The organism is Paraburkholderia solitsugae (assembly GCF_013177695.1).
Classification (GTDB): domain Bacteria; phylum Pseudomonadota; class Gammaproteobacteria; order Burkholderiales; family Burkholderiaceae; genus Paraburkholderia; species Paraburkholderia solitsugae.
This window is the reverse complement of record NZ_WOEY01000031.1, coordinates 1-13,114: the sequence shown is the minus strand read 5'-3', so window position 1 is coordinate 13,114 and position 13,114 is coordinate 1. Positions and strand designations below refer to the sequence as shown.

The following is a 13,114-nucleotide window of genomic DNA, read 5'->3' as shown; positions in this document are numbered from 1 at the left end:
TTACTTTCATTCAGGTCTCTTTCCGAAGCGCGGCTCTGTCCGCGCTCTTTTTTTGCCCATCGCTTAGGCATGCATAGGGTTATCGATCGGATCGGCATTCAGGGTCGACCACGTAGTTCATGAACATTGCACAAAGTTAAAAAATACTTAATCCGCCTAGCAGTGTCGTTTTATCTGCGATCGCCGATGATGCACTCATCGTCCTTCTCTACTGTTCCAACATGAACCAGCTACAAGCGATGCGTGTCTTCACACGGGTGGTCGATCTCGCCAGCTTCAATCTTGCGGCGAGACAGTTAGGTATGTCGGCGGCAGCGGTCACGCGCAGCGTCGGCACACTGGAAGCGCATCTGAACATGCGCTTGCTGAACCGCACCACGCGCAGTCTTTCGCTAACCGATGTGGGCCGCGAGTATCTCGACGGCTGCCGCACGATCATCGAGAAGCTCGACGAGATGGAGTCGAATCTGCTTGAGACCACGCGCGATCCACAGGGCACGCTGCGCATCGCCACGCCGATGACGTTCGCGACCGCCGGGTTGGGCGCATTGCTGGCCGCGTATCGCACGCTGCATCCACGTGTGGACTTCGACGTGACGACGTTCGACACACATATCGACCTGGTGGAAGGCGGTTTCGACGTGTGTTTCTCCGACGACCGGCGGCTTGCCAACTCCTCGCTGGTCAGCCGCATGCTGACCAGCGTCGATGAAATGACAGTCGCCTCCCCTGCCTATCTGGCACGTCACGGCACCCCTCGCGATCCGGCGGCATTGAACCGCCACGGCTTGCTGACGGTCTCCGACGGTTCGTCGCGCGCCTGGGAGTTCGCGGACGCCGACGGCATCTACCGCGTCAACACCGGCAGCGCGCTCACCGCAACGAGCAGCGCGATGGTGCGCGTGGCCGCGCTTAATCATATGGGTATCGCCTTGCTGCCGATGCCGATCATTGCCGACGATCTCGTGCAAGGCTCGCTCGTGCCCGTGCTCGAACAGTTCGAAATCAACGGCGGCCCGCGCCAGGTGTCGATTCTCTACTCCGGCCGCAATTACCTCTCGATGCGCGTGCGCAGTTTCATCGACTTCGCGGTCAGCCAGTATCGCGCGCCGGACCGCCCGGTTGCACTGCGCGCTGTAGCCTGATCCGGGCTCGCGCACTATGCCCAAAATACTGACGATCGAAGATGACGAGCTGATCGCCCACGATATCGCGCGCACACTCAGTGCGAGCGGTTTCTCCGTCGACGTGGCGCGCACCGGCCGCGAAGGCATGGCGAAAGTGATGGCGGGTGACTACGACGTCGTCACACTCGACCGCATGCTGCCCGACCTCGACGGCCTCACCATCGTGGCCACCATGCGTGGCGTCGGCATGGAAACGCCGGTGCTCGTCATGAGCGCGATGTCCGATGTCGATCAGCGCATTCAAGGCCTGCGCGCCGGCGGCGACGACTATCTGACCAAGCCGTTCTCGCCCGAGGAAATGTTCGCGCGCGTCGAGGTGCTGTTGCGCCGGCGCCCACGTCACGCCAAAGCTGAAACGCTGCTGCGCAGCGGTGCGTTGGAGCTCGATCTGGTTCGCCGAAAGGTCACCCACCGGCAGCGCCAGCTCGATCTGCAACCCACCGAATTCCGCGTGCTCGAATTCATGATGCGTCACACCGGCCAGGTGCTCACGCGCACGATGATTTTCGAAGCCGTGTGGGGCTGCCGCTTCGATCCCGGCACCAACCTGATCGACGTACACGTAGGCCGTTTGCGCAAAAAAGTGGAGACACCCGGCGAGCGCCCGCTGATCCGCACCATTCGAGGCTCTGGCTATCTGTTCGGCTGACGCCGCCCTACTCGCAGGTTTTCTGACGGAGCATTAGCGCTGCATGCAGCGCTAAAGCCGTTGCAACACGACTATCGACGCGATCGTGCACATCGTCCCGGCTTCCTAAAACTAGTTTCATTTGTTTAGTCCACGACTGTTAGGACCCGCTCTCCAGAATGCCGTTACCGGGCCTCGCCATTGGTGCAAGCCCTAACCGCCACACGCCCGCGCAGATTCAAACGCGCCTCTGAACGGAGCAGCCTTCGATGTTAAAAATAGTCCGGTTGGCTTTGACCCGGCCCTACACGTTCATCGTGCTTGCGATGCTGATCCTGTTGATCGGCCCGCTTGCCGCGTTGCGCACGCCGACGGATATCTTTCCCGACATCCGCATTCCCGTGATCAGCGTGGTCTGGAACTACGCCGGCTTGCAACCGGACGACATGTCCGGCCGCATCGTCACTTACTACGAGCGCACGCTCGGCACCACCGTCAACGACGTCGCGCATATCGAGTCGCAATCGTTTCGCGGCTACGGCATCGTCAAGATCTTCTTTCAGCCGACGGTGGATATCCGCACCGCCACCGCCCAGGTGACCTCTGTTTCGCAGACGGTGCTCAAGCAGATGCCACCCGGCACTACGCCGCCGCAAATTCTCAACTACAACGCGTCCACCGTGCCAGTGCTGCAACTTGCGCTGACCAGCAATACACTCGACGAACAGAAACTCGCTGACTACGCGACCAACTTCATTCGTCCGCAATTGCTGAGCGTGCCCGGCGTGGCGATTCCGACGCCGTACGGCGGCAAGACCCGCGAAGTGCAGATCGACCTCGATCCGCAAGCCCTGCAGGCGAAAAAGCTGTCGGCCAACGATGTCGCCACCGCACTCGCCCAGCAGAATCAGATCATTCCGGCGGGCACCGAAAAGATCGGCCGCTTCGAATACAACATCAAGCTGAACAACAGCCCGCGCGCGCTCGACGAATTGAACGCGCTGCCGATCAAGACGGTGGACGGCGCAACGATCTACATCCGCGATGTGGCTCACGTGCGCGACGGCTATCCGCCGCAAGGCAACGTCGTGCGTGTGGATGGTCATCGCGCGGTGCTAATGAGCATTCTGAAGAACGGCTCCGCCTCGACGCTCGACATCATCTCCGGCGTCAAGGCGCAGTTGCCGCGTATCGAAGCGACGCTGCCACCCGGACTCAAGCTCGTTACGATGGGCGATCAATCGACCTTCGTGAAAGGCGCCGTCAGCGGCGTGGCGCGTGAAGGCGTGATCGCCGCCGCGCTCACTTCGCTGATGATTCTGCTGTTCCTCGGCAGCTGGCGCTCGACACTGATTATCGCGGCGTCGATTCCGCTTGCCGTGCTGGCAGCCATTGCAGGTCTGGCCGCCATGGGCGAAACGCTCAACGTGATGACGCTCGGCGGTCTCGCGCTTGCGGTCGGGATTCTGGTTGACGATGCCACCGTCACGATCGAAAACATCAACTGGCACCTCGAACAGGGCAAGGACGTCCGCAGCGCGATCATGGACGGCGCCGCGCAGATCGTCGCGCCGGCCTTTGTATCGCTGCTGTGCATCTGCATCGTATTTGTGCCGATGCTGCTGCTCGACGGCATTGCGCGCTTCCTGTTCGTACCGATGGCCGAAGCGGTGATCTTTGCGATGGTCGCTTCGTTCATTCTGTCGCGCACCTTCGTGCCAATGATGGCGCAATACCTGTTGCGCCCGCATGCATCGGGCGGTCACGCCTCGGGCGAACTGGCCGCAGTGATGGATCCGCATGGCGGCCACGCGCATGCGGCACCGTCGCGCAATCCGCTGGTGCGCTTTCAGCGCGGCTTCGAGCATCGCTTCGAGCGCGTGCGCAGCGTGTACCGAATCGTGCTCGGCCTTGCGCTCACGCATCGCAAGCGCTTCGTGGCGTGTTTCCTGATCGTGGTCGGCGCGTCTTTCCTGCTCGCGCCGTGGCTCGGCCGCAATTTCTTCCCGGATATCGACTCCGGGGCAATCTCGATTCACGTGCGCGCCCCGATCGGCACGCGGGTCGAAGATACCGCCGCGGAGTTCGACCTGATCGAGAACGCGGTGCGCCGCGCGATTCCGCCGGACCAGTTGCGCAGTATCGTCGACAACATCGGCCTGCCCAATAGCGGTATCAACCTGACCTATAACAACAGCGGCACAACCGGACCGCAGGACGGCGACATCCTGATCTCGCTGAACGAAAACCACCAACCGACTGCACACTTCGTGCACGAGCTCCGCGAAACGCTGCCGCGCCAGTTTCCGGGGACGACGTTCGCGTTCCTGCCGGCTGATATCGTCAGTCAGATTCTGAATTTCGGTGCCCCCGCGCCAATCGATCTGCAGGTGGCGGGGCCGAACCAGGCGGCCAATCATCGCTACGCCAACGAAGTCATGCGGCGCATGCGTTTGATTCCCGGCATTGCCGATACGCGCATCCAGCAGGCCGCGACGTATCCGCAATTTACCGTGTCAGTGGACCGCACGCGCGCCGATCAACTCGGCATCACCGAACAGGACGTGACCAACTCCGTAGTGGCGAGCCTCTCGGGCACGAGCCAGGTATCGCCGACGTTCTGGCTGAATCCGAAGAACGGCGTGTCGTATCCCATCGTCGCGCAGACGCCGCAATACGACATGACGTCCCTGTCGAATCTAAACAACCTGCCGGTAACCAGCAAGAGCGGCCAGGCGCAGATTCTCGGCGGCATCGCGACCATTACGCGCGGCGTCGGCGATGCGGTGATTTCGCACTACAACATCGAGCCGCTCTACGACGTGTTCGCGACCACCCAAGGTCAGGATCTCGGCGCCGTCGCGGCGAAGATTCAGAACATCATCCATGCGACCGCGAAAGATGTGCCAAAGGGCTCGATCGTCACACTGCGCGGCCAGGTGCAGACGATGAATAGCGCGTTCCTCGGTTTGTCGCTCGGTCTGGTCGGCGCGATCCTGCTGATCTACCTGCTGATCGTCGTGAACTTCCATTCGTGGAGCGATGCGTTCGTGATCGTTACTGCGTTGCCCGCGGCGTTGGCCGGCATTGTGTGGATGCTGTTCACCACCCATACACCACTCTCGGTGCCCGCACTGACCGGCGCGATTCTCTGCATGGGCGTCGCGACCGCCAACAGCATTCTGGTGGTGAGCTTCGCCCGCGAGCGGCTGGCGGTGACCGGCAATGCGCTCGTCGCGGCGATGGAAGCCGGCTTCACGCGCTTTCGCCCGGTGTTGATGACGGCGCTCGCGATGATCATCGGCATGGCGCCCATGGCGCTCGGCCTCGGTGACGGCGGCGAACAGAACGCCCCGCTCGGCCGCGCCGTCATCGGCGGGCTGATTTGCGCGACTTTCGCCACGCTGCTGTTCGTGCCGGTCGTGTTCAGCCTTGTGCATCGCCGCGATGCGGCGGCTCATGACGCACCACACGGCCCCTCACTTGGTCTATCGCACAGCTCATCAAACGACACCTCGCACGATCACTCATCATCCGAACCCGGAGTCCATCATGTCCACTGAGATCGAGATCAATTCGCCGAAGCGGCTGCGTCATCTGAAGCTGATCGGTATCGTCGCGCTGCTGGCGGCCGCGGGAATCGTGACTAGCGGCATTGCCAGCCGCGTGCATGCGAAGCAGGAACTCACCACCTGGTCGGCCCAGCAAGCCGTGCCGACGGTGGTGGCGTATACCCCCAAACACGACCTCGACGCGCAAGCGCTGGTGTTGCCCGGGCGGCTGTCCGCCTTCGTCAACGCACCGATCTACGCGCGCGTGTCGGGCTACCTGCATGCGTGGTACGCCGATATCGGCACCCACGTCAAAGCCGGCCAGTTGCTCGGGGTGATCGACACGCCCGACCTCGATCAGCAATTGCAGCAGGCCCGCGCCGATTTGCAGAACTCGGTGGCTAATGAAAAACTCGCCGCCTCCACAGCAACCCGCTGGACGAAGATGCTGCAGCAGGACTCGGTCTCGCAGCAGGATGCCGATGAAAAGACCAGCGATCTCGTCGCCAAGCAGGCAACGGTAGCGGCAGCCGAAGCCAACGTGCGGCGTCTCGAAGCGCTCGAATCGTTCAAGCGCATCACCGCGCCGTTCGACGGCATCGTCACCGCACGCACCACCGATATCGGCGCGCTCATCAATGCGGGCGGCGGCAACGGGCCTGAACTGTTCTCGGTCTCCGACGCGCGTCAATTGCGCGTCTACGTGAGCGTGCCGCAGGACGAGGCGGCCGCCATCAAACCCGGCATGACCGCTACGCTCACCGTGCCCGAACGCCCCGGCGTGAAGTTCAACGCCAAACTCGTCGACACCGACGATGCGATCACGCCCTCCTCGGGTACGCTGCTGGTGCAACTCGCGGTCGACAATCAGGATGGCTTGCTGATCCCCGGCGAATACACCGAGGTGCATTTCGCGATGCCGACTAACTCGCATGCCTTGTCGATCCCGGCCAGCTCGCTCATCTTCCGGCAGCAAGGTTTGCAAGTCGCCGTCGTCGGCAACGACAACCGCGCGGTGCTCAAACCGGTTTCGATCGCCACCGATCTCGGCACCCACGTCGAAATCGCGTCAGGCCTGAACCCAACCGACCGTGTGATCGACAACCCGCCCGACTCGCTCGCTTCGGGCGATGAAGTAAGGCTCGAGGGCAATCCGGCCGGTACGACGGACACGTCGCTAGCCGAACGCCGGCCGGCGGAGAGTACTCATGGATAAACGCCGCATCTGCATCGTGCTGGCGGCCGCGGCGCTAGTAAGCGGCTGCTCCTTCGCGCCGACCTACCAGGCGCCGGCCACCAGCATCCCCACGACCTTCAAGGAAGGCGGCGCGTGGCAGCTCGCGCGGCCCGCCGACCGCGTGCCGCGCGACGCGTGGTGGAGCGTGTATCGCGATCCCGTACTCGACCACCTAGAAGTTCAGGTGGCTGCTGCCAATCCGGACGTGGCCGCAGCAATGGCGCGCCACGACGAAGCCACCGCCTATCTGTCGCAAGCCCGCTCGGGATTGTTTCCGACCATCGGCGCGGAAGCGTCGGTCGAACGCCAGAGGCAGTCGGATAATCGCCCGCTACGTGGCGCTGGTCAGCCTGCGGTGTACGGCGCGAATACCGTTGACGTCGGCATCGGCTACGACCTCGACCTATGGGGCAAGATCCGCAACGAGGTGTCAGCGGGCCGCTCAGCGATGCAGGCGAGCGAGGCCGATCTCCAGTCAGTGCGTTTGAGTTTGCAGGCCAATCTGGCGAGTGCATATTTCAATCTGCGCGGACTCGACGAACAGCAGCAATTGCTCAACGACACGATCGACACCTACCAGCACGCGCTCAAGCTCACGCTAAGCCGCCACGCGGGCGGCATTGCCTCGGACCTCGACGTGTCGCGCGCGCAGACCCAACTCGACACCGCGCGCGCTTCCGCCGATGACATCGCAGCACGCCGCGCGCTGTACGAGCACGCGATCGCCAGCCTGACCGGCACGCCCGCGTCGACCTTCACACTCGCACCGGAGATCAAAACGGCCTACCTGCCGTCAATTCCTACGGGTGTGCCCGCCGCGCTGCTGCAACGGCGCCCCGACATCGCGGCAGCCGAGCGGCGCGTCGCCGAGGCTAATGCAAAAATCGGCGTGGCCAAGGCAGCATTCTTCCCGGACATTTCGCTTGGCCTCGATGGCGGCTATCAAAGCGACACACTTTCGCCCTGGCTGATGGCGCCGAACGAGATCTGGTCGGTCGGGCCGAATCTGTTGTTCACCCTGTTCGATGGCGGCCGCCGTGAAGCGATCACGCAACAGGCGCGCGCCAAGCTCGCCGAGAACGGCGCGAAGTACAAGGCTACCGTTCTGCTCGCCTTCCAGCAGGTTGAAGACAACCTTGCGCAATTACATCATCTCGGCGACGAGGCCACGCAGCAAAACGAGGCGCTTGTCGCGGCACAACGCACGTTGCAGCTTTCGATGTCGCGTTATCGGGACGGCGTGGTCAGCTATCTGGACGTGGTGACCGCCCAGACCACCGAACTCACCACGCAGATCGACGCATTGAACCTCCAGACGCGGCGCCTGCTGGCCTCCGTGGGCTTGATCGAGGCGTTGGGAGGGGGTTGGTCGCCGGACGGCGCTACGGGCTCGCCTGCCGTTCAGGCGGTAAGCGCGCAAACGGCGCATCCGGAGGCGCTCTCGTCCGCTGATTGAACGTACAAGTCGAGTCTGCCAGTTGAGTGTGCCAACTGAACCCGCAGGTCGAATCTGCCAGCTGAGTCTGCCAACTGAACTCGCAGGTCGAATCTGCCAGTCACATCCACCAATACTGCAAATAAAAAACGTCGCCGGTCCATCACCGGCGACGTTTGTGTTTCAGGCGCGCTTACCGCGCCTTGCGGTGCGCTCGCGGCGCTCAGAACCGATGCCGCATCCCCAAGGCGACAACCGCCTGCCGGTCGCTCGACGAAGCCGCCAGCGAATAGATCGACGCGTTGCCGAGCACCGCGATGCCGTCCGCACCCGACACGCGTTGATATACCCCTTCCAGATACACATCGGTGCGGCGTGACAATGCGTAGTCCGCCTGCAGCATGAACTGATTCCACTTCGGCGCGACGCTCTTGCCGGCGTCGCTGAAATGTCCGTCGGTGTACGTGTACGAGCCGCCCAGCAAGAAGGCCGGGGTAATCGCGTAGCGCGCGTTCAGTTCATAGTTGTTGAACGTCAGCATATCGCCGTTGAGCGTGGAATACGCACCGCCTTGCGTGATCTGGTGCGGATCGTCGAGCATCGTCCGTGTGAAGACTAGACCGACGGTCGCTGCGCCGAACGTGTAGCGTCCCGCGGCGCCGAGGATACGTTGGCGCGCGCCGGTGAAGGTCGCATCGCCGTCACTGCTGCTGACCGCGCCGCCGGTATTGTTGGGTTGATTGACGCCGCCCGGCTGGTTCACCTGCAAATAAGCCACCGCCAGATTGAATGGGCCGCCCGCCCATTGCGCGCCGAGGCTATAGGCGTTGTTGTTGCTGAAACCACCCGCCGCATTGCTGAAGGCGTAGGCGCCGCCGACCGTGAAGCCGTCATAGGTCGCGCTGCGGAATTTCAGCGCGTTGTTCATGCGCAGATCGTTGTTGAGATTGTCGTTATCGAACGGATGATCGGCAATATTGCCACCGAAGCCCGAACCGGTTGCCGAAAGCGGCGCGACGAAATCGACCAGGAAGTCGTACTGCCGGCCCATCGTCACCGTGCCCCACTGTTTGCTCGCGATACCAACCCATGCCTGCCGGCCGAACTCGTCGCCGCCGTTGGAGAGCTTGCCGCTGTCGATATTAAAACCGTTCTCCAGATCGAAGACCGCACTCAGCCCGCCGCCCAGGTCCTCGTTACCGCGCAGGCCCCAGCGGTCGGTACTGACATTGCCGCTTTCCATCATCCAGTTGCTTTTCCCGCCTGAAGCCGTTTTCTGATTGCTGATGTAGTCGATGCCGGTATCGAGCGTGCCGTAGAGCGTGACGCTGCTTTGTGCGTGCGCCGCCGCGCTGAAGGTACCTGCCAGCGCGACGAGTGTGGTTGCCAATGCTTTATTCATGTTTGATTCCGGGTAAGAGAAGGCGCCGATCCGCGCATTGACGGACCGATCCCGCACACGGTGCGGGTAGCCGCAATGTAGATTTGCGCGGTGACATACCCGTGATCAAAACCGGCCGATTCATGAAAGGTTTTTTATGTTCATGACATGTCGCCGAAGCGTCCATGAAACATGGGCGCAGGAAAACTTAAACGGATAAATATCTTTTCATGCGCACACCACCGATCCGCTAAAGCCAGGTGACTATCCTTCTCATCAACCGATCCACGAATGCACTGCGGTTCGCGCATCGGTCCCATCCAATTTGATTTGTGAGGATTACGAATATGAAATCTCTGACGCTCGCCATCGCTTTCATCGGTGCAACCGCAACGGCTTCCGCTTTCGCTCAATCGACCCCGGCGCCGACGCAAGAAACCGCCACGCCGGCGATGCAAGTAGCGGCGAACGGCACCTCCACGGGCAGCGTCGCTGGATCTTGGGTGGCGCCTTACGGCCAGGCGACCGCTGGGAAGACGCGTGCGCAGGTCTATCAGGAACTGGTGCATGCGGAGAAGGACGGCCAGCTTGCCTATCTGAACTCGACCCTCTACGCACACTGAGATCCGCGTGAAGAAAGACCACCGGGTGCGCGCCGCATCGGCGCCGCTTCCCGCCTCCGGCCTTGCGGCTGCGCGGCCACGTCGGCCGTCGCCGCGTGGCCGGTGTGCGGGACGCTGAGCCGGCTCTATCGTTAAACGCAACACGCTGCCTTTCTCGCCCTGACATCAATGACTCTTCGCACCGCGATCAAACGAACTGCCTCGTTTGCCGTTGCCGCTGTTGCAGCCGGACTGCTGCTATCCGGCTGCGCGACAACGTCGACACCCACCAGCGCCGACAACTGTGTCGGCCCACCCAGTTACTGCAATATCTATTTTGGTTCATGAACAAAAATGAGCGCGCTCCCCTTTCGGGCAGCGCGCTCATTTACTTGCTGCTGATGTTTTAGAACGAGTGTCGAATACCCACGCGGCCGACCACCTGCTTACCGTCCGACGACGGATCGAAACCGGCGATCTGCGCGACGGCGCCGCCACTGGCCTTCTGTAGCGCCGCGAGCGCGTAGATTGCGGTACGCTTCGACAATTCGTATTCAGCGCTCAGGTTGAGCTGCTGATACTTCGGCTCCTGATTGGTCGCGTGATTGCGGCCATCCGTGTAGGTGTAGCCTGCTGCCAGATTCAGCTGACTGGTTGCCGCGAAGGTGCCGGCAATTTCATAGTTCTGGAATTTGACGTCTTGTCCTGCATCGCTCTGCTGGAAATTGACGTTGGTGAAGTTACCCATCACCTTGAACTGGCCGATCTGATACGACGCACCGGCGGCAAAGATGCCTTGACTGCGGGCATTGGCCAGATAGTTGCCGTACACCGCATTGGTGTAGCCCGGGCCGTTCTGATAGCTCTGGACCGACTGTTCCGGATCGTTGACGCGCAGATAGCCCGCGCCCATGGAGAACGGTCCGTTCGTGTACGACGCTGCCGCGCTGTAGGCGGAGTTATTCGAGAACTGGCCGGCCTGCCCGCCGAACGAATAGAGGGCTTCGCCGGTGAAGCCACCGATGGTGGGACTCGTGTACTTCACCGAATTGCTGATGGCGAAGCCGTTGTCGAGGTTGTCCATGTCATTGGGGTGGGAGAAATACCAACCGCCGTAGCTATCGTTGAGCGAGTATGGCTCGATGAGATCGACGACTGGATCCCACTGCCGCCCGAGCGTGACGGTACCGACCGTCTGGCTTGCGAGTCCGACGTAGGCGTTACGGGAGAAGGCCAGGCCGCTACCGAGGCTGCCGTTGGTCGAATTGAAGCCGCTTTCCAGGTCGAACACAGCAGAGAGACCGGCGCCGAGATCTTCCTTGCCACGGAGACCCCAGCGGCTACCTGCGCTGACGCCGCTGGCCATTTGATAGAGATGGTTACCGTTGACGTTGCTGGCGAAGTCGATCCCCGTATCGAGCAGTCCGTAGAGTGTGACGCTGCTTTGCGCGTGCGCGGAGGAAACGACGCCGACACACAGGAGTGCCCCGACCAAGTGTGTCAACTTCATCTTATGATTCATGAATCACCTTTCATTTAATTAAGGATACCTGATAGCGGTGGAGATCTTGCGATACTGTGTTATCACGTGGCGAATATATCTAGGCCAGAAAGCGGTGCATCTGCAAGACAGACTTTCAGTTTTTTCGTTGGGTTTTCATGGATGGGTCATTGACCCATGGCGCATGAGGGTGGGCTTGTTCGTCTGCATGCCTGCGGCGTTGGGGTTTGCTTGGGTTGGTTGCCTGCGCGGCGCTTGTTCGTCTGTATGCCTGCGGCGTTGGCCTTTCCTTGATCTGTATGCCTTCGCGGCGCTTTGTCTGTGTGCCTGCGGCGTTGGCCTTTCCTTGAATTGATATTGGATTATTAGCGTCGCCCCTGTGCGGGGCGGCACTTACTTTCTTTGCCTGCCGCAAAGAAAAGTAGGGGCAAAAGAAAGCGGCTCAAACCGCTAACTCTTAAGCGGGTCCCCCGCACAGTTGCGGTAGTGGTGCATCTGGAATCCGTGCCCTCGCACATTCAACGTGAGTGACAAAGCGCTCATCAGCTCCCACTCCGCACTGCGTGCGTCGCGGACGGGTCCGCATGGGAAACCGTGGGGCTTCGATTACGCACGGTGGGCGCCGTCGGCTTCACCTCGGCGAGAACGGGGCTGCATGGTGGTACACCAAGGGCTTCGGGTGCGCGTGGTGGAGCCCATCGATTTCGCCTCGGCGTGGACGAGTCTGCATGGGAGACCAGCCGCTACGTTTGAAGCGAAGGGGGTGCATCGGCGAGGTGCAGCGTTCGATTACTCGCCGTGAGATGCACAGATGCGTGGCAATACGAGCTTGGGTTTCAAACCAAGCGTCGTGCGCATTCGCGGCGGGACGGTGACCTACTGTGCCGAGTAGTTGAAGTCGGGCGCGAAAACGAGCGAATGGTTTGATGAAATGCGCGTCGGCGCGCGCAGCGCCGCCGGAAGTATGACTGCCTTGTCACCAGGGCGGAATGTGCGAGAACACGGATTCCAGATGCACCACTGCCCCCTCCGAGCCAGGGGACCCGCTTATGAGCTAGCGGTGTGAGCCGCTTTCTTTTGCCTACTTTTCTTTGCGGCAGGCAAAGAAAAGTAGGTGCCTGCCCCGCACAGGGGCGACGCTAATAATCCAATATCAATTCAAGGAAAGGCCAACGCCGTAGGCACACAGAAACAAAGCGCCGCGCAGGCAAAAAAGATCAAAATGATCAAGAAGAAGAAACAGAAACCTGATACCCAAACCGACTAACAGTCTCAATCCTCACTTCAGGCACATCATCGGAAAGCTTGCGCCGCAACCTCGACACTACAAGATTGACACTAGAAGGATCAACATCCTCCTTCTCAGGCCAGGCATACCGGATCAGCTGATCCCTCGCCACCGGCGCATTAACCTGCCTCAGCAGGCATTCAAGCAAAAGAAACTCCCGCCGTGTAACGGCAACCCGCCGAGCACCACAAACGAGTTCCCGAGTAGCAGCATCCAATGCAGGCCCACCCATCGCGGGCAAAAGCGAAGCAGAGACAGAAGCGGAAGCAGACCCGCCCAAAGCCCCCCGGGCACCACCAACCCC

At 61.3% G+C, this 13,114-nt stretch carries 9 protein-coding genes; 6 read left to right on the top strand and 3 right to left on the bottom strand.

From position 1 onward, the window contains the following. The first annotated feature begins 221 nt into the window (after window positions 1–221). The 5 genes from GNZ12_RS08460 (at window position 222) to GNZ12_RS08440 (ending at window position 8,059) form a co-directional block, all read left to right on the top strand. Window positions 222–1,145, top strand: a complete 924-nt coding sequence (locus GNZ12_RS08460) for a LysR family transcriptional regulator (protein WP_172309912.1) — start codon at window positions 222–224, stop codon at window positions 1,143–1,145. Between the two features lie 16 nt (window positions 1,146–1,161). Further along, window positions 1,162–1,836, top strand: a complete 675-nt coding sequence (locus GNZ12_RS08455; RefSeq protein WP_172309911.1) for a response regulator transcription factor — start codon at window positions 1,162–1,164, stop codon at window positions 1,834–1,836. A 248-nt stretch (window positions 1,837–2,084) separates the two neighbouring features. Next, window positions 2,085–5,378 carry an efflux RND transporter permease subunit gene (locus tag GNZ12_RS08450; protein ID WP_172309910.1) on the top strand — a complete coding sequence of 1,098 codons (3,294 nt, stop codon included), beginning with the start codon at window positions 2,085–2,087 and terminating at the stop codon, window positions 5,376–5,378. Continuing rightward, window positions 5,368–6,582: an efflux RND transporter periplasmic adaptor subunit gene (locus GNZ12_RS08445; protein WP_172309909.1), complete on the top strand. Its 1,215-nt coding sequence runs from the start codon at window positions 5,368–5,370 to the stop codon at window positions 6,580–6,582. The genes GNZ12_RS08450 and GNZ12_RS08445 overlap by 11 nt, the downstream gene beginning before the upstream one ends. Continuing rightward, the gene (locus GNZ12_RS08440; RefSeq protein WP_172309908.1) at window positions 6,575–8,059 is read left to right on the top strand and encodes an efflux transporter outer membrane subunit; all 1,485 of its coding nucleotides are present in this window, start codon (window positions 6,575–6,577) and stop codon (window positions 8,057–8,059) included. Before GNZ12_RS08445 ends, GNZ12_RS08440 begins: the two co-directional genes overlap by 8 nt. A gap of 202 nt (window positions 8,060–8,261) precedes the next feature. Here the strand turns inward: GNZ12_RS08440 and GNZ12_RS08435 are convergent, their stop codons facing one another. Continuing rightward, window positions 8,262–9,440, bottom strand: coding sequence for a porin (locus GNZ12_RS08435; RefSeq protein ID WP_172309907.1), 1,179 nt, complete (start codon window positions 9,438–9,440; stop codon window positions 8,262–8,264). Window positions 9,441–9,766: 326 nt separating this feature from the next. Here GNZ12_RS08435 and GNZ12_RS08430 point away from each other — a divergent pair, with 326 nt between their 5' ends. After that, on the top strand, window positions 9,767–10,042 hold the full coding sequence (locus GNZ12_RS08430; RefSeq protein WP_172309906.1) for a DUF4148 domain-containing protein: 276 nt from the start codon (window positions 9,767–9,769) through the stop codon (window positions 10,040–10,042). Between the two features lie 385 nt (window positions 10,043–10,427). On the opposite strand, the gene GNZ12_RS08425 is transcribed toward GNZ12_RS08430, so the two are convergent. Together GNZ12_RS08425 and GNZ12_RS08420 are read right to left on the bottom strand one after the other, a co-directional pair. Then, entirely contained in the window at window positions 10,428–11,531 is a 1,104-nt protein-coding gene (locus GNZ12_RS08425) for a porin (protein WP_235993644.1), read from the bottom strand. Between the two features lie 1,217 nt (window positions 11,532–12,748). Next, a partial coding sequence (locus tag GNZ12_RS08420; protein ID WP_172309904.1) for a winged helix-turn-helix domain-containing protein occupies window positions 12,749–13,114 on the bottom strand: 366 nt, incomplete at its 5' end.

Bases quoted from the DNA above. Each gene is read 5' to 3' on its own strand.
- GNZ12_RS08460 (WP_172309912.1), top strand. From the start codon at position 222: ATGAACCAGCTACAAGCGATGCGTGTCTTCACACGGGTGGTCGATCTC.
- GNZ12_RS08455 (WP_172309911.1), top strand. From the start codon at position 1,162: ATGCCCAAAATACTGACGATCGAAGATGACGAGCTGATCGCCCACGAT.
- GNZ12_RS08450 (WP_172309910.1), top strand. From the start codon at position 2,085: ATGTTAAAAATAGTCCGGTTGGCTTTGACCCGGCCCTACACGTTCATC.
- GNZ12_RS08445 (WP_172309909.1), top strand. From the start codon at position 5,368: ATGTCCACTGAGATCGAGATCAATTCGCCGAAGCGGCTGCGTCATCTG.
- GNZ12_RS08440 (WP_172309908.1), top strand. From the start codon at position 6,575: ATGGATAAACGCCGCATCTGCATCGTGCTGGCGGCCGCGGCGCTAGTA.
- GNZ12_RS08435 (WP_172309907.1), bottom strand. From the start codon at position 9,440: ATGAATAAAGCATTGGCAACCACACTCGTCGCGCTGGCAGGTACCTTC.
- GNZ12_RS08430 (WP_172309906.1), top strand. From the start codon at position 9,767: ATGAAATCTCTGACGCTCGCCATCGCTTTCATCGGTGCAACCGCAACG.
- GNZ12_RS08425 (WP_235993644.1), bottom strand. From the start codon at position 11,531: ATGAAGTTGACACACTTGGTCGGGGCACTCCTGTGTGTCGGCGTCGTT.